Origin of the sequence: Planctellipticum variicoloris, from assembly GCF_030622045.1 — a bacterium.
In the GTDB taxonomy this organism is placed as follows: Bacteria; Planctomycetota; Planctomycetia; order Planctomycetales; family Planctomycetaceae; genus Planctellipticum; species Planctellipticum variicoloris.
Map to the genome: position 1 here is coordinate 1,016,262 of NZ_CP130886.1, position 23,483 is coordinate 1,039,744.

Annotated in this window: 21 protein-coding genes; 15 read left to right on the plus strand and 6 right to left on the minus strand. The window is 64.0% G+C overall.

The annotated features are described in order from the left end of the window. Window positions 1-337 precede the first annotated feature (337 nt). The 4 genes from SH412_RS03960 (at window position 338) to SH412_RS03975 (ending at window position 3,602) form a co-directional block, all read left to right on the plus strand. A complete protein-coding gene (locus SH412_RS03960) occupies window positions 338-508 on the plus strand; it encodes a hypothetical protein (RefSeq protein WP_336522214.1) in 171 nt (56 codons plus the stop codon). Between the two features lie 240 nt (window positions 509-748). Further along, a complete protein-coding gene (locus tag SH412_RS03965; protein WP_336522215.1) occupies window positions 749-1,690 on the plus strand; it encodes a hypothetical protein in 942 nt (313 codons plus the stop codon). Between the two features lie 412 nt (window positions 1,691-2,102). Continuing rightward, a complete protein-coding gene (locus SH412_RS03970; RefSeq protein ID WP_336522216.1) occupies window positions 2,103-2,453 on the plus strand; it encodes a response regulator transcription factor in 351 nt (116 codons plus the stop codon). Window positions 2,454-2,525: 72 nt separating this feature from the next. Continuing rightward, window positions 2,526-3,602 (plus strand): tRNA dihydrouridine synthase, encoded by a 1,077-nt coding sequence (locus SH412_RS03975; protein ID WP_336522217.1) that lies wholly within the window; start codon window positions 2,526-2,528, stop codon window positions 3,600-3,602. Window positions 3,603-3,716: 114 nt separating this feature from the next. Here SH412_RS03975 and epmB read toward each other — a convergent pair whose 3' ends face one another. Next, on the minus strand, window positions 3,717-4,730 hold the full coding sequence (gene epmB / locus SH412_RS03980) for an EF-P beta-lysylation protein EpmB (protein WP_336522218.1): 1,014 nt from the start codon (window positions 4,728-4,730) through the stop codon (window positions 3,717-3,719). Between the two features lie 288 nt (window positions 4,731-5,018). Here epmB and efp point away from each other — a divergent pair, with 288 nt between their 5' ends. From efp to SH412_RS04010, 6 genes are all read left to right on the plus strand, one after another. Continuing rightward, on the plus strand, window positions 5,019-5,588 hold the full coding sequence (efp, locus tag SH412_RS03985) for an elongation factor P (RefSeq protein WP_336522219.1): 570 nt from the start codon (window positions 5,019-5,021) through the stop codon (window positions 5,586-5,588). A gap of 51 nt (window positions 5,589-5,639) precedes the next feature. Beyond that, entirely contained in the window at window positions 5,640-5,855 is a 216-nt protein-coding gene (locus SH412_RS03990; RefSeq protein ID WP_336522220.1) for a hypothetical protein, read from the plus strand. 115 nt (window positions 5,856-5,970) lie between these two features. Continuing rightward, complete coding sequence (miaB, locus tag SH412_RS03995; RefSeq protein WP_336522221.1) at window positions 5,971-7,503, plus strand: tRNA (N6-isopentenyl adenosine(37)-C2)-methylthiotransferase MiaB; 1,533 nt, start codon at window positions 5,971-5,973, stop codon at window positions 7,501-7,503. Between the two features lie 455 nt (window positions 7,504-7,958). Beyond that, a complete protein-coding gene (locus SH412_RS04000) occupies window positions 7,959-8,231 on the plus strand; it encodes a hypothetical protein (protein WP_336522222.1) in 273 nt (90 codons plus the stop codon). A 56-nt stretch (window positions 8,232-8,287) separates the two neighbouring features. Next, the gene (locus SH412_RS04005; RefSeq protein ID WP_336522223.1) at window positions 8,288-8,941 is read left to right on the plus strand and encodes a bifunctional 4-hydroxy-2-oxoglutarate aldolase/2-dehydro-3-deoxy-phosphogluconate aldolase; all 654 of its coding nucleotides are present in this window, start codon (window positions 8,288-8,290) and stop codon (window positions 8,939-8,941) included. A gap of 323 nt (window positions 8,942-9,264) precedes the next feature. Next, window positions 9,265-10,875 (plus strand): hypothetical protein, encoded by a 1,611-nt coding sequence (locus SH412_RS04010; protein ID WP_336522224.1) that lies wholly within the window; start codon window positions 9,265-9,267, stop codon window positions 10,873-10,875. Between the two features lie 210 nt (window positions 10,876-11,085). Here SH412_RS04010 and SH412_RS04015 read toward each other — a convergent pair whose 3' ends face one another. The 3 genes from SH412_RS04015 to SH412_RS04025 all read right to left on the minus strand — a co-directional run bounded on the left by SH412_RS04015 (window position 11,086) and on the right by SH412_RS04025 (window position 13,492). Continuing rightward, window positions 11,086-11,361 (minus strand): Sec-independent protein translocase subunit TatA/TatB, encoded by a 276-nt coding sequence (locus SH412_RS04015; RefSeq protein ID WP_336522225.1) that lies wholly within the window; start codon window positions 11,359-11,361, stop codon window positions 11,086-11,088. A gap of 71 nt (window positions 11,362-11,432) precedes the next feature. Continuing rightward, window positions 11,433-11,657 carry a Sec-independent protein translocase subunit TatA/TatB gene (locus tag SH412_RS04020; RefSeq protein ID WP_336522226.1) on the minus strand — a complete coding sequence of 75 codons (225 nt, stop codon included), beginning with the start codon at window positions 11,655-11,657 and terminating at the stop codon, window positions 11,433-11,435. A gap of 515 nt (window positions 11,658-12,172) precedes the next feature. Beyond that, complete coding sequence (locus tag SH412_RS04025) at window positions 12,173-13,492, minus strand: GspE/PulE family protein (protein WP_336522227.1); 1,320 nt, start codon at window positions 13,490-13,492, stop codon at window positions 12,173-12,175. Between the two features lie 840 nt (window positions 13,493-14,332). Between SH412_RS04025 and SH412_RS04030 the strand changes: the two genes are divergently transcribed. The 3 genes from SH412_RS04030 to SH412_RS04040 all read left to right on the plus strand — a co-directional run bounded on the left by SH412_RS04030 (window position 14,333) and on the right by SH412_RS04040 (window position 18,809). Further along, complete coding sequence (locus tag SH412_RS04030; protein ID WP_336522228.1) at window positions 14,333-15,598, plus strand: TlpA family protein disulfide reductase; 1,266 nt, start codon at window positions 14,333-14,335, stop codon at window positions 15,596-15,598. A gap of 116 nt (window positions 15,599-15,714) precedes the next feature. Beyond that, the gene (locus SH412_RS04035; RefSeq protein ID WP_336522229.1) at window positions 15,715-18,132 is read left to right on the plus strand and encodes a redoxin domain-containing protein; all 2,418 of its coding nucleotides are present in this window, start codon (window positions 15,715-15,717) and stop codon (window positions 18,130-18,132) included. A gap of 32 nt (window positions 18,133-18,164) precedes the next feature. Next, window positions 18,165-18,809, plus strand: coding sequence for an HD domain-containing protein (locus tag SH412_RS04040; protein WP_336522230.1), 645 nt, complete (start codon window positions 18,165-18,167; stop codon window positions 18,807-18,809). A gap of 37 nt (window positions 18,810-18,846) precedes the next feature. Here SH412_RS04040 and SH412_RS04045 read toward each other — a convergent pair whose 3' ends face one another. Continuing rightward, the gene (locus SH412_RS04045) at window positions 18,847-20,445 is read right to left on the minus strand and encodes a tetratricopeptide repeat protein (protein WP_336522231.1); all 1,599 of its coding nucleotides are present in this window, start codon (window positions 20,443-20,445) and stop codon (window positions 18,847-18,849) included. A 247-nt stretch (window positions 20,446-20,692) separates the two neighbouring features. After that, a complete protein-coding gene (locus SH412_RS04050) occupies window positions 20,693-21,253 on the minus strand; it encodes an LptE family protein (protein WP_336522232.1) in 561 nt (186 codons plus the stop codon). A gap of 583 nt (window positions 21,254-21,836) precedes the next feature. Between SH412_RS04050 and SH412_RS04055 the strand changes: the two genes are divergently transcribed. After that, entirely contained in the window at window positions 21,837-22,766 is a 930-nt protein-coding gene (locus SH412_RS04055; RefSeq protein WP_336522233.1) for a glycosyltransferase family 2 protein, read from the plus strand. A gap of 63 nt (window positions 22,767-22,829) precedes the next feature. Continuing rightward, a complete protein-coding gene (locus SH412_RS04060; protein ID WP_336522234.1) occupies window positions 22,830-23,261 on the plus strand; it encodes a hypothetical protein in 432 nt (143 codons plus the stop codon). The last annotated feature ends 222 nt before the right edge of the window (window positions 23,262-23,483 follow it).

Here is a 23,483-nt window from a genome sequence, read left to right on the forward strand (position 1 = left end):
TTAATGAAAAGTTTAGCCCAGCCCCAAGTGCGGACCCGATGCGAACGGTGAACCCAGCTTGGCAAGGGGGCCGGTCCGCCGGCGAAAGTCGTCAGGTTCCGAACGCCTGCTCGACGCGAATTCGGAGTGCCGGCAAACCCTGTCCGAATTGAGATTGGAACAAGGCGATGCTGCGCAGTCTCGGGACGCTTTGCCGTCGATGTCCGTGGCCGGCCCGTGCGTTCTCACAGGGGACGAGCATCTGATAGCCGTATTTCCAGGCACGATCAAACAAGGGGCCCGAATCGTGGCCCCCATCTGCAGGCAAGCAGCCGCCTCTTTGCGTCCGGGGAACCAGTTGCTGCGCCACGATGGACTCGCTGGCATTCATCGGCGTGGCTTCCCAAGTCTCTGGCAGAACCGGGAGCGGGCCATTACCCCCGCCGAACGCGAGGCGGCCCGCGAAGCCTTCGAACGGACGATCCGGCGGTTTCGCGAGCTGGCCGAAGAGAGTCCGGCGGGTTCGTGATAGACGCTATGGCAGATACTCGCGTTCGCCTGACCGGATCTCGGTCGTATTGCAGCCCCGAAAATGCAGCATTTCTGGGCATCGCGAACAGCCCTGCTGCATCAAAGTCGTCTTGCCGGCCTCGCCGAGATCTATGTACGTTAGTCTCGAACACGAAGACCATGTTCCAGTCGCCGGCTGTCGACGATTCCGTGTCGCTGGCACAGAAAATGTGCCTTTGGATTGGGAGGGAACCCGACAATGCCCGGTATTCCCGGTGCGACGCAGAGCGGCTGGCGACTGGCGTTCATTACCGCCGCGATTGTGTTCTGGCAGCCATGCAGCGAGGTCATTGCCGCTGATGACGCCAAGTTGGCTCAAGTGGCAGCGGTTGCGGCGACCGAGAGTATTTCCTCGCGTCAGAAGCAGCTCCGCGACTTGCAAGCGATGAACTTCGACGCCGTGTCGGCGGTTCTCAGTCAGCGCAACGGGTACGAAGAAACGACATCACCGGCGTTTGACGGGGCGAGCCCCGAGGTTTGCGGCTCGTTGACCAATATTATGCACGATTTGCGGGTCAAGAATCTGTATCTGATTCTCGACGGTTTACCGACGTCTGAAGCAGGTGTGAAAGCGGGGCTGCTGTTTGACGAGAAGCTGGCCGAGTATGAAGACAATTGCAGGAAGTCGCTTGCACCGATCCCCGAGCCCGTTTACGCCACTTCCGCCGCATTGTTCCTTTGTGCCGAGTTCTGCTGCCGCGAGGACTTTCTGGCGAGAGCCGACCAGTGGATCGAAGCGACCTCCCCTCCGGCTGCTGAAATCCGGGTGGATCGAGACTTGAAGCTGCCTGAGAGAGAGATGTTCGAGGTGGGGCCACTGCAACCTCGCTTGTTGTTGCTCAACCTGTATGTACAACGCCTGGAGCGACTTGGTTGTGGATCGGCGAAGGATCTCCCCGCGTTAACGGGGACGAAGAGGCCGCCAACTTTCCAGAAGATGACTTTTCTGGCGTGGTGGGATGGTGAAGCAAACTCCCTTGTCTCAACGGCTCAGGGCCGGGAAGCGGTCGCTGACGCGAAGAAACTACGGGTCGAGCGTCCGTTTGCAAAAGTCTGGGGGCCGGCGTTTGCTGGCAATGCCGAACATCAGCGCGCCTGCATCGACGCCCTGCGGAAGCTGGTCGAAGCAAGCGACCAGTGACGCGACTCGAATGGCGAGTCTCTGGCGGAGAGTCAAGCCGACATCCGTCTGCCCGGAGTGAAACTGGGCCGGTCCCACCGGCCACTTTGTACTCTTCCCATTGGGAAACGCGGCCGGCGGAACCGGCCCTACTTGCTGGAATTCCGGGGCTTCGCGAAGACGCTCCAGCCCCGGCCACCCACTTTGTTGCTGGTGCAGGGACGCGTTCCATCGTCGGCGTTTCACGCGCCGCGCATCGTGAAACCTTCTGTTTCACAACCCGTCGTTCCACGCTGCAGTGATGTCCGCCAACTCGTTTTGACACGTTCGAGTCTTCCGACTACAGTCCCGCCCGCGCACCGACCCTGCGACTGAGCCAAGGATGGCGAGGGACCGCGGAACCGGTCGGACGAGCGTGACGGAAGGATTCCGCGTGTCGACTTCTCCTCGAGTGCTGGTGATTGACGGTCAACCGGATACGGAGGCCGTGCTGAAGGCGGTCCTCGAACCCCGCGGCGCCCGCGTCGACTGGTCCCGCCAGACTGCCGCGGCACCGTCGACCCAACCCGAAGCTCCCCCGCATGTGGTCGTGATCGACCTGGACGATCAGCCGCGGAACTCGCGGATTGACGGAACCAAAGCGTCCGGCGGTCGGATCCTGATCGGCTCGCACCGCGTGACAATGGGACGCTCGAACGATCTGTTTCTGGAGAAACCGTTCCAGTTTCCGGAGCTGATCAGCGCCATCGAAGGGCTGCTGGCGACGCCGGTCGAGCAGGCGTAGGTTGCGGTCGGGGTTCCGGGGCGTAGGATGCTTGTGCGATCCTCGAATTCCCCAACCTCCGAAAACCTGCCGATGCCCGCCGAAGTTGCCTCAGCCGTTTCCGATCCCGTCGGCGGTCCGATTTCTGTCGGCGGTCGCCTGCTGGCGACGCGGTACTTTCTGGCCCCGCTCGCCGGGTACACGCACCTGGCCTTCCGCCGCGCGCTGCGGGAACTGGGTGGCCTGGGGCTGGCGACCACCGACCTGGTGCATGCCACGCAGCTCGTCGAGCAGAAGCGACAGTCGCTGGAGCTGATCGCCACCGATGCGAGCGACCGCCCGCTGACCGTGCAGATCTTCAGCGGCGTGACCGAGCACATGGTGGCGGCCGCTCGGTGGCTGCAGGATCGGGGCTACGAGGCCATCGACCTCAACATGGGTTGCCCGATGGCCAAGGTCAACGGGATGGGCGGCGGCGCCCGGCTGCTGTGCGATGCCGACAATGCCTGCCGGCTCGTTGAAACGGTCGTCGGCTCAGTGGCGATTCCCGTCACAGTCAAGATGCGGCTGGGCTGGGATCGAGATTCGATCTCGGCCCCCTATCTGGCCGCCCGGTTTGAGGCCGCCGGAATTGCGGCGGTCACGATCCACGGCCGGACCCGGGCGCAAGGCTTCAGCGGCGAAGTCGACCGCGAAGGGATCCAGGCTGTGGCGGACGCGGTGCAGGCGATTCCGGTTGTCGCCAATGGCGATGTCCGCTCGCCCGACGATGCACTGCAGATGCGCCGGGAGACGGGGTGCGACGCCGTCGCCATCGGACGGGGGGCGATGCTCGATCCCTGGATCTTCCGGAAACTGTCCGACCTGGAAGCCGGCCGACCGGTCCGCGAGCCGACGACCGACGAGCAGACCGGCTTTCTGCAACGGCACTTTGAACTGATGTGGGAGCAGCATGCAGAGCGGAGCTGCACGCTGTTCCGCAAGTTTGCCGCCTGGTACGGGGCCCGGCTGGGTATCCCCGAAGACCTGGAACTGCGGCTGCGGATGTTTCAATCGATGACGGAGTTTGGCGAGATTCTGGCGGAAATCGGCCAGCGGCATGGCGAACGACGCAGCCCGGTCGCGACGGCCTTGGTCAAGGTGCCGAACGGGCCGGTCGAGCGTTGGTGAGAGGCTTTCGGGTGGCACGCCCAGAGTCTTCGAAGGGCGTGGTCTTGAACAGATGAAGTCACGCCCTTCGAAGACTCTGGGCGCGCCACCCGATCTTGAGTCGGTCAGATCGTCTTACAGCGGCGTCTTGTGCGCTTCGCCGGCAATCTCCACGACATATTGCGGGACGGCGTATCCGGGCAGACGTCGGCGGAGAGCGGCGACCAGCTCGCGACCCTGCTCGACGGGGACTTCAAAATGAGCCGCTCCCGCAACGCGATCGAGCTGGTGCAGGTAGTAGGGGAGGACGCCCAGGTCGATCAGTCGCTCGCACAGTTCCGCAAGCACATCTTCTTCATCGTTAATGCCCCTTAGCAGCACGGCCTGATTGAGCGTGGGAATTCCGTGTCTGACCAGGCGGCTCAAGGCGTCCGCACAATCGAGCTGAATTTCCTGCGGGTGGTTGGCGTGCACGACCATCACCGTGGTCAGTCGCGTCGACGACAGAAGCTGCAGCAATTCTTCCGAGACGCGATCCGGCAGGACGATCGGCAGGCGGCTGTGGAGCCGGAGCCGCCGGAGATGCGGGATCTGCTCCAACCGCTCGATCAGGGAGGCCAGTCGCGCGTCGGTCAGCATCAGGGGGTCGCCGCCGCTGAGCAGGACTTCGTGAATCGATTCGTCCGCGGCGAGAGCTTCGAACGCCGGCTCCCAGTCTTCGAGCCGGCGGGGTTCCTGCTGGTAGGGATAATGGCGTCGGAAGCAATACCGGCAATGGACCGCGCAGGCGCCGGTCGTCACCAGCAGCGCCCGGCCGCGATACTTGTGCAGCAGTCCCGGGGCTTTACGGGAGGATTCATCGCCGACGGCATCGGGCAGGAAGCCGGGCACGTCGACCCCTTCCTCGGCCAATGGCAGAACCTGGCGGAGCAGGGGGTCGAGCGGATCGCCGGGGCGCATGCGTGCCAGGTAGCTTTGCGGAACGAGGACGGGAAACTCGGCCTCGCCCGACGGGGACTGCTCGTGGATCTCGCGAGGCAGCCCCAGGGCCGCGAGGAGGTCGGCGGAATTCCGGATCGCCTGTGCCAGCGACGCACTCCAGCCGGTCCGTTGGCGAACGGGGAGCAGCGGCTGCGGGAGACCGGTCACGGGGGCTGTCCTTGGAGAATTGGCGGGAATCTTCAGAAAACCGATGTCCGGGACTGGTTCCGCGGACCGGCCGTCGTGATCTAACCGGCGTATTCCCAGACGGTTGCGCCGAAAACGGCCAGCATTCCCAGACGTCTCGCCATCTGGTATTCTGCGGAAAACCCGTGGACGGACCGCTCCCGGTGTTGGCATCGACGATGGTGTTGGTGTCCGAATTCTGCCATCGACCGCTGCCGCAGAGCAGTTCCGACCGGCTTCGTACGGTATCGAAACCAAAGAAAAAGACCAATGGCTCAAATCAGCACCAGCGACTTCAAGAAGGGCACCAAGGTTATTCTCGAAGGCGATCCGTTCGACATGCTGGTCGTCGACTTCGTCAAGCCCGGCAAAGGCCAGGCCCTCTATCGTTGCCGCATGCGGAACCTGATCAAGGGGACGATCCTCGACCGGACTTACAAGAGCGGTGACAGCCTCGAAGGGGCCGACATCCGTCGCAACGACGCCCAGTTCCTCTACAAGGACTCGTCGGGCTTCGTCTTCATGGAGCAGCAGACGTTCGAGCAGCACTCAATCTCGCCCGAAATCGCCGGCGACCAGGCGGTCTTCCTGCAGGACGGCATGGTCTGTGAACTGCTGTACTGGAACGACACGCCGATCGGGGTCACGCTGCCGCCGTCGGTCACCATGAAGATTGTCTACACCGAGCCGGCGGTCCGCGGCAATACGTCGTCGAACATCACGAAAACCGCCAAAGTCGACTGCGGGGCGGAAATCCAGGTTCCCGCCTTCGTCGACACCGGCGACATGGTCAAGATCAACACACAAACGGGCGAGTACATCGAGCGCGTGCGGGAATAGTCCCGTCGCACGGCGTGCTCCGTCAGCGGACGTTCCGCAGGGATGGCCGGCATGTCCTGGTGGACCATCGCGATTTACGGCGGCGCTGCGGTGCTGGCGGTTCAGGGTCTGCTGGCTCTGATGCTCGCCCATCACCGTTATACGCTGAAAACGCTGATGGATCGCGAAATCGCCCGCCGCGAGGCGGAGGCGGCGGAAGCGGCGGCGCTGGCCGAGGTGGCGGCCGCCGCGGCGAAGAAGGCGAATCGCTATCAGAAGTCCAAATGACGTCGAACCCTGCCGAGCTGCAGACACTCTGTTTCGAGGGAACGCGGCCTCTGTTGTTTCGGGAAATGCGGGCTCCGAGTTCCCATGACGAGCCATTGTTCCAGGCCATCCGAATATGACGACGCCCCATAACTGCAAGCTCTACATCGAAACCGTCGGCTGCCAGATGAATATGCTGGACAGCGAGCTGGTCGTGGCGGCGTTGCGCAAGCAGGGGTACGAGCTGACCGGCGACGTCGGCGAGGCCGATACGGTTCTGTTCAACACCTGCAGCGTCCGGGAGCATGCGGAACACAAGATTTACAGCGCCCTGGGTCGGCTGAAGTTCAGCAAGCAGCAGCGGCCGCAGCAGGTGATCGGCGTGATGGGCTGCATGGCCCAGAAAGATCAGGAGCTGATCTTCCGCCGAGCGCCGCACGTGGACATGGTTGTCGGAACCGGGCAGCTCGCCGAGGTGCCGCGGATGGTGGCCGAGGCCCGCGAACAGCGGGGGCGGGCGCTGGCGGTCAGCCTGGACCGTCGCGACGGCACCCGGACTGAAGTCGCCGGCAGTTTTCTGAGCTACGACCCGCTCCGCGAACCGCAGATGCGTCCGTCGCCGTACCAGGCGTTCGTCCGGATCATGATCGGTTGCGACAAGTTCTGCACATACTGCGTGGTGCCGACGACCCGCGGCCCCGAGCAGAGCCGTTCGCCGCGCGACATCGTTCACGAGTCGCGGATTCTCGCCGAGCAGGGGGTTAAGGAAATCACGCTGCTCGGCCAGACGGTCAACAGCTACAAGTTCACCGAAGAGGGCCGCGTCCACCGGCTGTCCGACCTGCTGGCAGCGATCCATGAGATCCCCGGCATCCTGCGGCTGAAGTTTGTCACGAACTACCCGAAGGACATGACGACCGAGCTGCTGCAGACTCTCCGCGATCTGCCGAAATGCAGCCACTATCTGCACGTGCCGCTGCAGTCGGGTTGCGACGAGATGCTGAAGCGGATGAAGCGGGGCTACACCGTCGAGCACTACCGCGAAATGATGGGCCGGATCAACGATATCCTCCCGGACGCCGCCGTCTCCAGCGACTTCATCGTGGGTTTCTGCGGCGAGACGGAAGAGGCTCATCAGAAGAGCCTGGACTCCATCCGCGAGTTCCGCTTCAAGAACAGCTTTATTTTCAAGTACAGTCCGCGGCCGGGGACGAAGGCTTATGACCTGCTCCCCGACGACGTCCCCGAAGAGGTCAAGCGCCGGCGGAACGCGGAACTGCTGACGCTGCAGAACCAGATCAGCGCCGAGGACAACGCGCGCTTCATCGGCCGGACGGTGGAGATTCTGGTCGAAGGACCGAGCAAGGCGGCGCTGAAATCGGAGTTTGCCCTGGAGGGCTGGGTGCCGCCGATTCCCGACAATGTCGCCACGCCCACGGAGCTGACCAGCCTGGAGCTGCCGGTCGTCGCCGAGCCCGATCGACCGCAGATTCAGCTCACGGGTCGGACCATGTGCGACCGGATCGTCGTGTTCGACGGCAATCCGCGGCTCGCTGGGACGCTGGCGCGGATTCAGATCGAGGACTGCTCGCCCACGACGCTGCTGGGCTCGATCGAGACCCGTCAGATTCAGCACGGGTCAAACTCGCTGCTGCCGATCCTCGCGTAACCGCGAACCCTGGTGGTTCCAGAGCGTGGGTGGCCGGTGGCTGGAGCGTCCTCGCGAAGCCCCGGTCTTCTCGGCGCGCCTTCAACCATCGCCGCCGAATGCGGCATCGACGACTAGCCCAGCTCTGAGTCGGCACAGGTGCCGGCCGGTCGGCCTGATTGCGGGGGCTTCGTGATGGCGCTAGAATTGGCGGCGTCAAGACAGCGAGTTTCCGCTGGTCACCCGTGTCCGCCAGAAGAGATTGACCGTATGGACTTCGACGAGCGACTTCAGCGGGCGATCCATCGCGGCCAGCAGCAGCGGGCCGCGGAAGGTTTGTCGCGCAAGCGCGCCAGGCTCTGACCGAAGAAGAATACCGCTCGCTGCACAGCCGGCTCCGGCTGGAGCTGTCCGAATATATCGAGACTTGCCTCAAGCGGCTGGTCGATCATTTTCCCAGCTTCGACTACTCGTCGGTGATGTCCGTCGACGGCTGGGGCGCAAAAATCAGCCGCGACGAGCTGTATGGTCGGCCGCTGACCCGGCAATACAGCCATCTGGAACTGCTGATCCGCCCTTACTCGGCGGCCCGGATTCTTGAGGTCACCGCCCGCGGCGCGATCCGTAACAAGGAGGTCCTGACGCGGAGCCAGTATCAGCAGCTCGACAGCTATGACCTCGACGCGTTCCGGGCGATCATCGATCAACTTGCCCTGGAATTCGCGGAAAAGGTCGCCGCTGCCGGTTAAATTCGATCTCTGCCAGTCTTTTCTCTCCCACATGCCCCCCGCCGAAAGTCTTTCGCATGAGCCGCCATGCCGATCTGCAGCGAGTCCTGAACACCGGGATGGTCGCCATCATTCGCGCCAGTTCTGGCGAGCAGCTCGTGAACGTCGCCCGCGCCCTGTACGAGGGGGGGATCGACGTGATCGAAGTGACCTTCACCGTTCCGAACGCGGTCGAAGTCCTGCAGGCGGTCCACAAGGATCTTGGCAAAAAAATCCTGCTCGGAGCCGGCACGGTGCTCGATCCTGAGACCGCCCGGACGGCGTTCCTGGCCGGCGCGCAGTTCCTCGTCTCGCCGACCGTCAATCTGGAGGTGATCCGGATGGCGAACCGCTACGACAAGCTCTGCATGTCCGGCGCCTATACTCCGACGGAGATCCTCACGGCGTGGGAAGCTGGCGCCGACGTCGTGAAGGTGTTCCCGGCCGAGATCGGCGGTCCGCCGTACTTGAAAGCGATCAAGGGGCCGCTGCCGCAGGTCCGGCTGATGCCGACCGGGGGCGTCAACCTGGAGACGATGCACGACTTCCTGAAGGCCGGGGCGTGCGCCGTGGGGCTTGGCAGCTCGCTGGTCGAAAAGGACGCGGTCGAAAAGGGGGACTTCGCCCGGATCCGCTCGCTCGCCGAGCAGTACGTCGAGCGGTTCAAGGCGTATCAGCCGGCCGCGAAGTAGGTCCGTTTCGTGCGGTTGTGAGCATCGTGAAACGGCTGCGACTTGTGCGGCTCCGTTCGAAATCTCGGGCTGTGAGACCTGCGGCGGACAGCGGCGCAATCGCTACAACGTGCGCACTTGCGCCGCAGAGTTTCTCCAGTCTTCCCGACTGGCCCGGCTCATGAGCTTCGGCGTACGCCGCCGGGAAACGGGTCATCGCGCACTCCCCCGTCGCCGATAGCGACAGACAGCCGGAACAGGTTTCGGCTGAGACTTCGCGCTCGTCGCGACGTCTGTCGGGCCACACGGTGCTCCGGAACCGCCGGACAGCCGGGGGAGCGTCCATGAGAGGTTGCTGGATTTCCCTGGGGATGATCGCCGCATGCTGCGGGGTGCTGGCCGATTCGGCCGCGGCCGCCGGCAAGCCCGTCGTCACCAATAAGTCCCGCTTCCGCATTCCGTTCAAATTCGACGCCGCGGCGATGCAGAAGATGAACGCCCGCGAGCTCCAGCTCTACGTCTCGCGGGACCAGGGGGCGAACTGGGAAATGGGGCAGGTCATCGCTCCCCAGACCGGGCGATTTGACTTTCAGGCTCCTGCCGACGGCGAGTACTGGTTCTCCGTCAAAACACTCGACGGGACCGGGCAGCTCCACCCTGCGGGGCGAACCTTTGAGCCGGGCCTGATGGTCGTGGTCGATACCCGGCAACCCGAACTTGATCTGACGCTCGAATCCCTCGGCGGCGGGAAAGTCCAGCTCCGCTGGAAGTCCGACGACCCGAACCTCGATCCGACTTCACTCCGGCTGGAGTTCATCCAGCCCGGTACGCCGAACTGGCAGCAGGTCAGCATCATTCCCCGGGGCAGCGGTCAGACTTCGTGGGCCGTCCCGGAATCGGGTGTGGTCGCCGTGCGCGGAACCATCGCCGATCTCGCCGGGAACTCCGGGACCACGCAGAAGCAGTTGACCGTCGATGCGACCGGCGAGGCAATTCGTCGAACGCCGCCCGGCGTGCGCGCTCCGATCGCCGAAGGAGACGCGCCGCCGAATCAGAATCTGGGACAGACCACGTCGAACGATGGGCCGGGACGAGTCCGGCTCGACAACGAACCCGCCCCGCCGAAGCAATACGCCTCGCTTCCGACCGGCCGAGGAATACGGGAAGGGGCTGTTCCCCCTTCCACGACGAGCGGAAAGCCGGTCATGACGCCGCTAGTTTCCGACTGGCCGGGCCTCCGCCCTGAAGTCGCCCGCGACCGCTGGGAATCCGATCCGCTGAGTGCGGCGGACGCCTCACCCCGGCGATCCCCGGGGCTGACGAAGGTGATCAACACCCGCAAGTTCAACATCGGCTACGCCTGCGATGACGTCGGACCGTCCGGCGTCGGCGCCGTCGAGCTGTATGTGACGGAAGACGGCGGCCGCAAGTGGTGGCGTTACGGCGAAGACGCCGACCGGACCAGTCCGTTCGAGGTCGATGTGCCGCGCGACGGAGACTACGGCTTCGCGATTCGCGTTCGCAGCGGCGCGGGTCTGGGCGTCGAACCCCCTGCGTCGGGCGATGCCCCGGCGATCGTCGTCGCCGTCGACCAGACTCCGCCGGCGATCGAACAGTTCACGGTCCAGCCCGGCCTGGGGGCGCAAGCCGGTCAACTGGTGATCCAGTGGCGGACGGGCACGGAGGCGCATCCTTCGACGGCTCCAGTGTCGCTCTATTATGCCACGTCGTCGACGGGCCCCTGGCTGCCGATCGCCGAAGGACGGCCGGACAGCTCGGAGTACGAGTGGTCGGTCGCGTCGGGGATCACGTCGCCGATCTTCGTGCGGCTGGTCGTCGAAGATGAAGCGGGCAACGCATCGCGGGCGGAAACGCCGCAGGCCGTCGTGATCGACCTGTCCCGCCCACGGGCGCGGATCGTCGACGTGGTCGCACCAACGCCGCGGGCCAACTGAACGCTCCGCAGGCAAGCTCAAGTCGATGCCGGGAGGCGTTGAAGATCCCTTCACGCCCGAATTGGGTGGCACGCCCAGAGGCTTTGAGATGGGCGTGGGCGTCTTTTCAAGACACGCCCTTCGAAGACTCAGGGCGTGCCACCCGCGATTCCTGACCCTGGTGGTACAGACATTCCTGTCTGTGCTCCATTACCAATTTCCCAGAGCAACCTAAACCGGGGCCGACTTCGGCGGCTCGAACTTGGGAGCCGTCGTTTCGACGGTCTCGTCCTGCGGCGCCGGGCGATTGGCGCTGGAGTCGGTATTGTAGTTCGAGGAGCTGTACGTCCCGCGGTCGACATCGTCTTCGATGCCGCGGACTCCCTTCTTGAATTCGACAATCCCCTTGCCGAGGCTGCGGGCGACTTCTGGAAGCCGCTTGCCGAACAGCAGCAGGGCCACAATCCCGACAATCATCATCTCGAACGGACCGGGCATGCCGAACATGGCAATGTCTCCTGGAGTGGAATGGTTCGAAAGACGGAGAGAGGCGCAACCGGCCCCTCGTCCGGAAAGTTTCAGGACTTCTTGGAAGTCTCGTCTTTGGGTTCGGAATGATCTTCCAGCTCGGCCTCCCGCGTTCCCTTTTTGAACTCGCTGATGCTGCTCCCGAGCGACTTCATGACCGATGGCAATCGCGAGCCGAACAGCAGCAGGATCACCAGGCCGACGATGATCATTTCGAAGGGGCCAGGCATCCCGAACGCCAGGACAGGATTGAACGGAGAAAACAGAGCAGACATCGTGACAGCTCCCGGCGCGGCAGGCCGCGTCGAAGGGGGAAATAACCACCGGCGGGTCATAACATCAATTATGCCACGGGGGAGCAGCGCCGTCAGGCGTGGAATCGGGAAACCCGAAGGTGGGAGCTCGGACGAGGGGCGCAGTCAACACAACCGGAATCACCGGAAGGGTTTACGAGGCCTGTCGGCGGGATCGTCACCGGCCTGCAGCACGGCTGGCCGTGTTGCCGCTCGATGACCCGCAGGGAGTGCAGGCCGGCAGGAGCGGCGGAATGCTGCAGTCATTCTAAGTCGTCCGAGCCCGACGTCAACTCCGGTCCGGGGATGTGATCGATTCTACGACCGCTTACGACCGCTACTGTCATGCCTTGTGCAGACGAGACCTGAATGGGGTGGCTGGGGTCGGTCGCTTTGGGCCGCCCCCGGCGAGGTGGCAAGAATCTGGGGGCTCAAAGACTCGACCCCGGCCACCCAATCGCCCCACAATCAGCTCCCCTGATTTGGCGGCACGACCGTCATAGCGCCGCCGTCGGCTGACCATTGCCGTCGCTGTGACTCGCCGATCGAATGGCGCTTCGCAGCGGCTCCTCCCATTCTTCCCGCTCCAGCTCGCGCAGATCGTCGAATGGAACCACGCGCATCACCTCCTGCAGCGTCGTCTGGCCGAGCGCCACGCGGGTCATCGCCGCCTGGCGGAACGTCACCATGCCGGAACCGTGCGCCGCTCGGTCGAGCTCCACGAGCGGTCGGCAATCCGCCACCATGCGTCGCAGCTCGGTATCGAACGGCAGGATTTCGGGAACGCAGATCGGCTTGGTGAAGCCGACGTTGTGACATTCCTCGCAACGTCCCGGCTCATACAGCACCGGGGTCCAGTCGTGCGGCAGGAGGGGGCGGACGTCGTCGAGAAACGCGTCGTTCTCCGGCAGGTCGATTCTTTGCCGGCAGCGCTGGCAAAGTTTGCGGACCAGTCGCTGCGAAATGATGCCGATCAGCGACTCGGCAAAATTCTGCGGATGAACGCCGAACGTCACCATCGCGCGAATGGCCTTCACGGCGACGGGCGAGTGCATGGTCGCCAGGACCAGATGGCCGCTGTTGGCCGCGCGGACCGCCGTCAGGGCCGTCTTGGGATCGCGAATCTCGCCGATCATGATCACATCCGGAGACTGCCGCAGACAGGCCGCCAGCAGTTCGGGAAAATCGACGCCGAACTTGGGATTTACCTGGGACTGGCGGATCCCCTTCACCACGTATTCGACGGGGTCTTCGAGCGTATTGATTTTGCGGCTGCCGTCGTTGAGAAACTGCAGGCAGCCGTACATGGTCGTCGTCTTGCCGCTGCCGGTCGGACCGGTCACGAGCAGCAGCCCGCTCGGCCTCCGCAGGACGCTGACCAGCAGGTCGTATTCCCGCGGCTGGAACTCGAAGTGATCGAGCGACATCAGGCCGACATCGCGGTCGAGCAGCCGCATCGTGATGTCGTCGCCGAAGATGGTCGGGATGCAGTTGACGCGGAGGTCGATCGTCGACTGCCCGTCGCGACGCAGGAGCCACCGGCCTTCGCAGGGGCGCTGACGCTCGGACAGGTCGATGTCGGCCATCGTCTTCACGTAAGCCAGCATCCGCCGGCCGTAATCCAGCGTGAAGGGTCGAATCGACTGTACGACCCCCATCTGGCGGCAGGCGACCTGGATGACATGCTCGTCGGATTCGAAAAAGAGATCGCTGCCGCGGACCGCCGAGACGTGGCGGATGATCTTGCCCACCGTGACGTCGACGGGATCGTTCTCGTTGAGATCGTCGGCAAGTCCGAGTTCATCGGCGATGGTCATGGAATCTGGCCCGCAGGAGACTGGAAATGGACGAGAAGAAGACGTCAGCCAGGTCAACGCAGACAGGAAAAGTCGCGACCCGGCAATCTATCCATACTGGATCAAATTCTGAGGAAGCAAGGGCGAAAATCCCGGAATTCAGCGTCCCGGCGGCGAAGCGTTCGCCCTGCGCGCAGGATCCGGAGTCTGAATCCCTCAACGACGATGCTTCGCAAGCTCACGAAACCTGCGTGGGACGATGCGCTGCAGCCGTTCATTGGTCGCCAAAAATCCGGCGTCTTGAGCCCCGAAGCGGGCGACGGGCTGCCGCCACGGGTGAATCGGAGTCCGCCGTCAAGCGGACGGAGTGCAACCCGTGGGACCAGACGCCCTCCGCGCACCACCGCCCCACAGTGAGCGCCGGAATGTCAGATCCGTCGTCGAACCTCACGGTAAAGTCTCCTTCGGCCTGTACGGGGCTCCAGGGAAGAGGTGCAGTCGATCGATGGCGGCGGGAAGTCCGCGACCGGGGAGTTTTCCTCGGCGTCAGACCGAGGTCCAGCGAAGAAGTCTCCGATGTCCGACGGACGTCCACGTTCGTCGGCCTCGTCGGCCAAGTCACGTCGCTGGCGATCACAACGGACGTGGACGTCCATCGTACGGGGATTTCGCGGGCAGGCGCTGCGACCGGGGAAGCCTCTTCCTGGCGTCAACATCTACGGACCACCAACGGCCGACGGCACGACTGACGGCAGATCCCCGTCGTCACATCTGGCACGATTGATGAGTTGTCGGTTACACTGCAGTTTCCGGTTGGCCCATTGGGAAAACCACCAGTCACCTTCGGCGGAGCCGACGAGCATGATTTCCTGTTCCAGAATCTCGGTGATGCTGCGCCGGATGGGCTATGCGGCACTTTCCACTTCGATCCTGACCCTCAGCCTGTCATCCCTCGCCGGGCAGGACTCCCTGCCGCCGGCTGTTAAGAAGTCGGCCTCGGCCGCAGCTACCGAGGCTGGAGAACCCCAGGAGGCCAAAGCGGCGGACCCGTACGCCGTTCCGGAAGGGTCGCCCGAAGAAATTCTGCGGTTCATTGAAGAGATCCAGGAACTGCGTCCGAAGTTCAAGAATCGGGAAGAACTGATTCACCACGTGACGAGGGTCCAGCAGGCGACAATCGCCGCCAGCGACAAGTTGCTGTCCCATCAGGACGCCGACGAAAAGACCGCCGTCGAGGCGGTCGAATTGAAGATGCAGTCGCTCGTGATGCTGGTTCGGCTCGGCCGCAATGGAGCGCTCGAAGCGACGCTGAAGGCCGCGAAGGACTTGACCCGGGATCCGCGGAAGGGAGTCGCCGCCAAGGCCCGCGAGATTCTGCTGGCGATCAGAATCGGCGCTTCTCCCACGCTTCCGGACGATCAGCGGCAGGCGCTCATCGCCGAAGTGCTCGAGGCGGTCGCGGCGAGTCAGTTCAGTCGCGAATCCGTCGGCACGGCGTACGCCCTGGGGCAGACGCTGGAAGAGGCCGGGAAGGGGGCGTCGGCGAGCGAATGCTACGAAAAGCTGTCCGAGCTGCTTTCCAAGTCCGAGGATCCGGAGCTGAACGGATTGTCGGTCTCGCTGAAGGGCTATGCGCGCGGCCTGCAATTGCCCGGGAAGTTCATGGAGCTCGGTGGAACGACGTTGTCCGGCAAACCGCTCGACTGGAACGCCTATCGCGGCAAGGTGGTCCTGGTCGATTTCTGGGCGACCTGGTGCGGCCCCTGCCTTGAAGAACTGCCCAACGTCCAGCGGCTCTACCAGCTCTACCATGACAAGGGGTTCGAGGTGGTCGGCGTCAGTCTCGATGAAGACCGCCCCAGGCTGGAGGCCTTCCTCGAAAGGGAGCAGATTCCCTGGACGACCCTGATTGAACCCGATCCGGCGGCCCGCGGCTGGAAACATCCCCTGGCCGTCCGTTACGGCATCCGGGGGATTCCGGCGGCGATTCTGGTGAATGAAGACGGTAAAGTGATCTCGATGGCGGCCCGCGGACCGGAACTGGCCGCACAGCTTGAGAAACTCCTCGGGCCGGCCGAAGTCGACGCCCCCGTCCTGAAGAAGTTCGGGGTCTTCAAGAAGCCGTAGCCAGAGGTTGGTCGAAGCGGCGGGAGAGCCGTATCTGCCGTTGTTTTCGAATCGTCGGACGCATTGACGTCGTCCGGAATCTGGCGTGGAGACGCCCGCAGAAAAGAGTCGTTTCCATGCGCAACGTCGTGCTGCTGAAATCCGTCGCCAGCCTGCTGACGGGCTGGTTGATGCTGACTTCCCCGTCGTCGCCAACCTTCGGCCAGGAGGCCGCCAGCGCTGCGACTCCCGCTAACGAACTGGCCGCCGGGCACTCCTACCACGGCGAAGCCTTCAACGAAGGCCCGCGGCAGGCCGCCTATCTGATGGGGGGCACCGGCAACGTTTCGTTCCCCGTCACGACGAAGGTTCCGGACGCTCAGAAGTTCGTCGACCAGGGAATCGGCCAGCTCCACGGCTTCTGGTACTTCGAAGCCGAACGATCCTTCCGGCAGGCGGCGGCTCTCGATCCCGATTGCGCCATCGCCTACTGGGGCATGGCCCTGGCGAATATCAACAATGAGACCCGCGGACGAAAGTTTCTGACGGAAGCGATCAGCCGCAAGGATAAGGCGTCGCCGCGCGAACGACTCTATATCGAAGCCCTCGATACGCGTTACAAGCGGGACGGCAAGGACGAGCGGAGCAAGAAGGACCGCCTGACGGCTTATCTGAAGGCGATGGACAACATCGTCCTGCAGCATCCGGACGACATTGAGGCCAAAGCCTTTCTGGCCTGCGGCCTGTGGGAAAGCCGGTCCGAAGTCCCCATCGCCAGCCAGGTGGCTGTCAACGCGCTGCTGAAAGAGGTCTTCGCGGTCAACCCGATGCATCCGTGTCACCACTACGTGATTCACCTGTGGGACTACGACCACGCCGAGCAGGCGCTGGCCTCGGCGGCACGGGGGGGGCAGGCGGGGCCCGGCATCGCCCACCTGTGGCACATGCCGGGACACATTTTCTCGAAGCTGAAGCGGTACAACGACGCCATCTGGCAGCAGGAAGCCTCGGCCCGCGTCGATCACGCCTACATGATCCGCGACCGCATCCTCCCCGACGAAATCCACAACTACGCCCACAACAACGAGTGGATGGTCCGCAACCTGCTCAACGCCGGGCGAGTGACCGAGGCGGCCGCCCTGTCTCGCAACCTGCTGGAGCTGCCCCATCACCCGAAGCACAACAAATATTCGTCGCAGGACAGCGCCCAGTACGGACGGACCCGGCTCTTTCAGACGTACAGCGACTACGAGCTGTGGGAGCTCCTGATCGCCGACAGTCAGACTCAGTACCTGCCGCCGACCGATCTGGACGCCGAGCAGGTCAAGCGTCTGCGTCATCTCGGACGGGCGTACTACCGGCTCGGTCGCAGGGACGATGCCCGTGCCCAGCGGACCATTCTCGAACAGCGACTCGGCCGATTCCGGGACGAACAGGAAGTCGCCGGCGCAAAAGCCGAGGCCCGCGCTCGAACCGAGAAGAAGGATGACAAGCAGGTCGAGGAAGCGACCAAGTCGGCCCGCCGCCCGTGGGATGAGAAGATTCGCATCATCGAACGCTCTCTCGATGAATTCCAGGGCCATGAATTGCTCGCCGAAGGCCAGGCGAAGGAAGCGCTGGCGGCGTTCAAGAAGGCCGCCGGCATGGACGACGTGTTCCTCGCCGAGATCCAGGAGCTGGCCGGCGAGAAAGACGAGGCCCTCAAGAAGCTCAGAAACCATGTGAATTCACACGAGCGCGAGGCCCGACCGCTGGCCGCGCTGGTTCAAATGCTCTGGCGGCAGGGCCAGCGCGAAGACGCAAAGAAAGAGTTCGAAACGCTTCGCAAGGACTCCGGTCGGATCGATCTGGCGGCCCCCGTCTTCGCCCGCCTGGCCCCCATCGCCGGCGAACTGGGCTTCGGCACGGACTGGCGCATGGCGGGCGAGCTCCTCGCGGACATCGGCGAGCGCCCCGCGCTCGACAGCCTGGGGCCGGCCCACTGGTCCCCCCCTTCCGTGCCGGACTGGCAACTCGTCGACGGCGACGGGAAAGTTCACGCGCTGGCCAGCTATCGCGGCAAACCGGTGGTGGTGATCTTTTACCTGGGCTTCGGCTGCCTGCATTGCGCCGAGCAATTGCAGAAATTCGGTCCGAAGACCAAAGACTTCACGGACGCCGGAATTTCCCTCGTCGCGATCAGCTCGGATTCGCCCGCGAACCTCAAAAAATCGCACGAGCGCTATTCGGGAGGGAAGTTCCCGTTTGAGATCGTCTCCGACGCAGGCCTGCAGATCTTCAAGGCGTACCGGGCCTTCGACGACTTCGAACGGAAGCCCCTGCACGGGACGTTCCTGATCGACGCCGACGGACGCCTGCGCTGGTGGGATATCGGGCACGAGCCCTTCATGGACCCCGACTTCGTGCTGAATGAGGCCCGCCGGCAACTCCAACCCGGAACGCTGGTCATCGCGCCGGAGCCGGCCTACGATCCGCACCATCCCGCGAGCGCCCTCGATTTCATCAACCCCCGCCCGACGACGCCCGCTTCGAAAACAGAAGCCGCCGGCGGCTGAGCGCAGGCCGCTCCTCAACCGAATTGGAACTCATGAGCCTGCTCGAACAGACCGCCGCCTGGGTGAAAGCCCATCACGCCGGCGACAGCTCCGGCCACGACTGGTGGCACATCGACCGCGTCCGCCGGATGGCCCTGCGGCTGGCGCAGGACGAAGGGGCCGATCCGTTCGTCACCGAACTGGCCGCCCTGCTGCACGACGTCGGGGACTGGAAGTTCCACAACGGCGACGAGAAAGCCGGCTCGCGCATCGCTCGCGAATGGCTGATGACGCATCACGCGGCCGAAGACCTCGTCGTCCATGTCTGCGGGATCATCGATCAGCTCTCGTTCAAAGGGGCCGGCGTGAATACCGACATGCCGTCGATCGAGGGACGCTGCGTGCAGGACGCCGACCGGCTGGACGCCATCGGCGCTATCGGAGTCGGACGGGCCTTTGCCTTCGGCGGCAAGTTCGGACGACCGATGTACGATCCCGACATCCCGCCGGAACTGCACGCCACGTTCGCCGCCTACAAGAGCAAAGGCGGTCCCACGCTGAATCATTTCTCCGAGAAGCTGCTGCTCCTGCGGGATCGCATGCAGACGGCCGCGGGGAAACGGCTCGCCGCCTCGCGCCACGAATTCCTGGAGACCTTCCTCCAGCGATTTCTCGCGGAGTGGAGCGGAGACGCCTGAGGAGAACGCCGCCTCAGCATCGTCACCCGGGACTCCCTCAGAAGCTGACCTTGCCCGCCGGGGCTTCCTCGACTTCGGCCTCTTCCGCATCCGCACTCTCCGGCAGCGGCTTGGCCTGGTCCCCGCCGAACGGCAGCAGCCGCGGCGGCGACCAGCGCGATCGGGGCTTGCCGTCCCCGCTACCGGCGGCCTCGACGTCGCCAGCGCTTTCAGAATCCTTCGGCGTTGAGCGACGGAACAAGCTCCGCGGCGGCGTTCCCTCTTTCTCGACGACCGAGGGATCGTACGGATCGACTTCCGGTTCGTCTTCGGCCGGCGTCTCCGTCGGCGAAGTTCGTGGCGCACCGCCGGCCGGCGGCTCTTCCTCCGCACCCCACCACCAGCGGGACGCGGCTTCCCGGCCTTCCTTGCTGAGGCGGGACGGCGACTTCTCCGGCGGCAGCGGATTCAGCAGCGGCCGGCCCGACGCATATTCGGGCCCCAGTTCGGCAAGCTGCTTGCGGGCCGGCTCTGCCAGCCGCGTCTTCCCGTAACGATCCACCAGCAGGTGTAGATAGACCGAGGCCGAGGTCTTGCGATTCTTTTTCAGATAGAACTGTGCCGTGTCCCAGAGCTGCAGCGCCTTCTGGTCTTCGATTTTCGCCAGTTCTTCTTTCAGCCGTTCTTTGTCGCCCGTGTCGCCATAGAGCCGCAGCGTCGCTTCCTTGAGCTGCTCGGCTTCTTCCAGCGACTTCACGTCGTACGCCGGCCCCTGGTACGACATCAGCTTCACGTGCGAGCCGAGCTCGAACGCCTGCTGCAGATGCGGGCTGGTCGGATACTGCTCCCGAAGCGTCGAGAACAGGTGGTCGGCCTCCAGGAAATTCCCCCGCCGGGCGTAATGGCTGGCCGCCAGCATCAGGGCGTCGTCGGCCAGCGGTCCGGTCGTGTCGTGCAGCCAGATCGCCCGCAGGGCGGCGACGGCGTTCCCTTCGGTATCGAACAGCGGACGCGTCTTGTCGGTCAGATTCGGAATGAAAACGGGGGTCGCGGATTTCTCGGGCGGCTGTTCGGCCGGCAGCTTCTGACGGGGCTCTTCCAGGTTGACCTGTTGAATCTCGCTCATCTGCGCGACCTGCGGGTGATCGAGCCAGATCATTGCAATCTTGAACAGCCGCTGAGAAACCGTGTCGAGATGCCGCGTGCTGGGGTAGTCCCGCAGCAGCTCGGCATAAGCGTCGTGCGACTTGGAGAACTTCTGCTGCTCGAACGCCGACTCGCCCCACATGAACAGGGCGTCTTCTCGGATGTCGCTGTGCTTGAACTTCTTCCCTTTGGAGAGCTTCTTGAAGGCCCCTTCGGCTTCCTCAAACTGCCCCGCTTCGTACAGCTCATTCGCCGCGTTGTATTCGTCGGTCCCGATCAGCGGCTGCGACAGATCGGCGTTCGGGTCGTCCTGCTTGCCGCGAAGAAAGTTCCGCAGTCCCCGCTCGCCCGGTCCCTGGACCGAGTCGATGTTCGGCAGCTTGTCGTCCAGCAGGAGTTTTTTCTCCCACGGCAACGCACACCCCGCGGCGCCGGACAACAACCAGCAGATCGCCAGCGCCACGCCGTGACGGGCGACCGACGATCGAAAGTGGCGAGTCCGGCTGAGCATGGCAGTCCGTCAGGCGGCGTGAAACGGCGAGCGTCGACTCCGTGTCGAGACTCGGGGTGCATCGTGTACCTTGCGGTGTTCGCCAAGGTCAATGGCGGATTCCCGGATCGAGGACTCTGCGATCGGCGAGGTCCGATTTTCTGCCCCGGAATCGGCACTTCCTGCCGGCCGGGCCGCCCGACTCGGGGACGCTGGGGTGACTTCCCCGGAAACGTGAAACCGGGGCTCAAGAGCCGGCCATCGGGCGCTACCAGGGGACTTCCATCATGTCGACAATCCGCCGGGCGAGGCGGTCGACGGCTTCCTGCGTCGCCGTCGCAAGCGACTGACCGACTTCCGGGGCCATTTCGGCCTGGCCGATCAGCGGAATGTCGGCCGGAGCGATGGGAACTTCCTGCTGGGCCAGAATTTGGCCGTTTCGCAGATCCTCCCAGCTCACCCGCACCAGATAAGTGAGCTGCAGCTCGCGCGGATCGTCCTGAGACGTTTCCCCCAGCACATCCTTGCGGACGTCGACGATTTTGCCCGACAGCCGCGTGTCGGCTTCCGGTCCCCTGGCCAGACGATACGGCGTCCGCCGGGTGATTTCCTTCTGCACCGCTTCGGTGAGCTGAAACTCAATCCCCCGGCGATACCCGGTATTCTCGAAGATCGGGACGCTGACCGTCCGCAGTTCGGGGCTGTACGATTGACCGACCATATAGCCGCAGCCGGGCAGCAGCAGCCCCAGTCCGCCGGCGATCGCGCCGCGCAGCCACGACCGCCGCGATACGCCGTCGCCAGCGCCGCCGCAGGTCCTTCGATTCAACTCGTCGCTCTTCCCCGCCACGGAACCTGCCTTTTCAGCCCGACTTCCGGACGCGGAACCATACCTGCGACCACTCCCCCGGAGCAAGATCAGCTTTCTCGCCCTTCGCCCCGGCGGGGCGCAGGAATATAGCCACGGGTGGAGCGGCGCGGTGGCGAAGCCACCCGACGCGCAACCCGTGGTTCGGTCCCGAACCAAGATTCAGGGAGCCCCGGCGGGGCGAAGGAAACGGGGCCGCACGCCTCGACTCACCAGTTTGCCACTTCGCCGCTCCAGCCAGGGCCGTTCGACATTGGCGGGCGTTGTTTCTCACGGGCTCACACTGTCAGACCGAGGTTCGGCGAACGTCCCTCCGATGTACGACGGGCGTCCACGTCCGTCGACCTCTTCGATGCGGTGATTCGCGGATGAAACACGGCGGACGTGGACGTCCATCGTACGGGAATTTCGCGGGCAGGCGCTCGATTGACAACGGCCCCCTCTCAATCCCGCCTCGCCACCAAGATCGCCTCTTGCCGCAAACGTTTCACGGATCTATAAACCGGCCGCTGTTTTCGGCGGGAAGCACACTGGAGCCGGCGTCGTGACCGAAACCGTTCCCGATTTCACCGTTGTCATCCCGACCTATAATTACGGGGCCTACCTCGAACGCGCCGTCGACTCGGTCCACGCGCAGACCGGCCCCACGCGCGAGATCGTGGTCGTCGACGACGGTTCCACGGACGACACCCCGGCGGTCGCCGCCCGGCTCGCCGCAAAAATCACGTACGTCCGCCAGCCGAATGCCGGAGTCGCCGTCGCCCGCAATGCGGGAATCGAACGCGCTCGCGGCCGCTATATCCTCTTCCTCGACGCCGACGACCGGCTCGCCGACGGCGCCCTGGAACACTTTCACCAGGCCGCGATCGAACACCCGGAGGCGGTGACGCTGCTGGGGGGCTATCGCAGCATCGGGATCGACGGCATCCCGGTTCCGAAACGCTCATTGCCGCGCATGACGACCCCGACCGAAAACTTCCGCCGCTACGTCTGCCGCGATTTCACGATCGCCAGCGGCATGGCCGCCGTCCGACGGGACGCCCTCGGCGACATCCGCTTTCCCTCCGGCGTCACCAACGGCGAAGACGTCGTTTTCTTCGGTCAATTGCTGGCCTGGTTTCCCTGCTGGTCATTTCCCGCCGTCGTCGTCGAAATGTTCGACCACGCCGCCCGCGCGCGGCGTGACTACTCCCGGCACCTGCAGAACGGCACAAAGACCGTCGACGCCCTGTTCCAGCCCGGCGTTCTGCCGGCGACGGCGTTAAAACTGCGCCCGGTATTTGCCTCGCGCTGGCTGCTGAGCCTGGCCCGCGCCGCCCTGCAGGGAGGCGACCGGAAGACCGCGCGGGCCTGCTACCTGAAGGTCCTCCGCCAGCGAGGTCAGGATCTGCTGAACCTGAAACAGCTCGGCCGGCTCGTCCGCGCCTGCTGGCCGGGGACAGGCTCTTTCCCTCGTGAACTTGCACGGGGCTGAGCCAGCGCGGTCGGGGAAGCTTCCAACCAGAGTGGATCCTGGCACGCGAGAAGGATCGAGTATATGCGCATTTCAGAGTTCGTCGGCGTGAGAGCCTCGCTTCAATCAACGCTGCCAGGTGTGAGAGTATTACAGAAGCTGCACTGGCGGATGATATTAGTTGGCATTGGGGCGGCGTTGGCGATGTGTGCATATACCGTGTGCACGCCGGCAGTGTATTGCATAGAGCGTATGGCAGTAACAAGAAGCGAGTGGTCTATTCCGGTGGGAAACGAATACCGTCCGGCACTGATCATGATGCAGTGGGTGCCAAGCAGGCACGCGTTTTTGTCTTGGTCGCAAATATGGGGAGTTGACAAGGAGTTCGAGCGGGCGGAGATGGTGCTGGATATGAAACGGGCGTTTCAGCGTGATCCTCAACGGGCATTGTTCGAGTATGAGCAGAAGTCGATGTGCCAGTTGCCGCCGAAGTCAGCGAGAATGGTCTTTGACTAGGAGAGCGTCCTCGGGCGATACTAAGAAGCGAATTCGTTACATAACTCGACAATTCCGCGACGTCGCAATGCGACGGGAATTTACCGGCGGCAGAGCTTGATCACACCCTCGTGTAGCGCTGCCATACCGCCTGAGCCTGAGCGCCATTCATCCCCCACCAACACCTCCGTGACCCCGTCAGGGGTCAAAGAGGGTCGCCAGGGGTTGAGGAGCGCTTCGCTC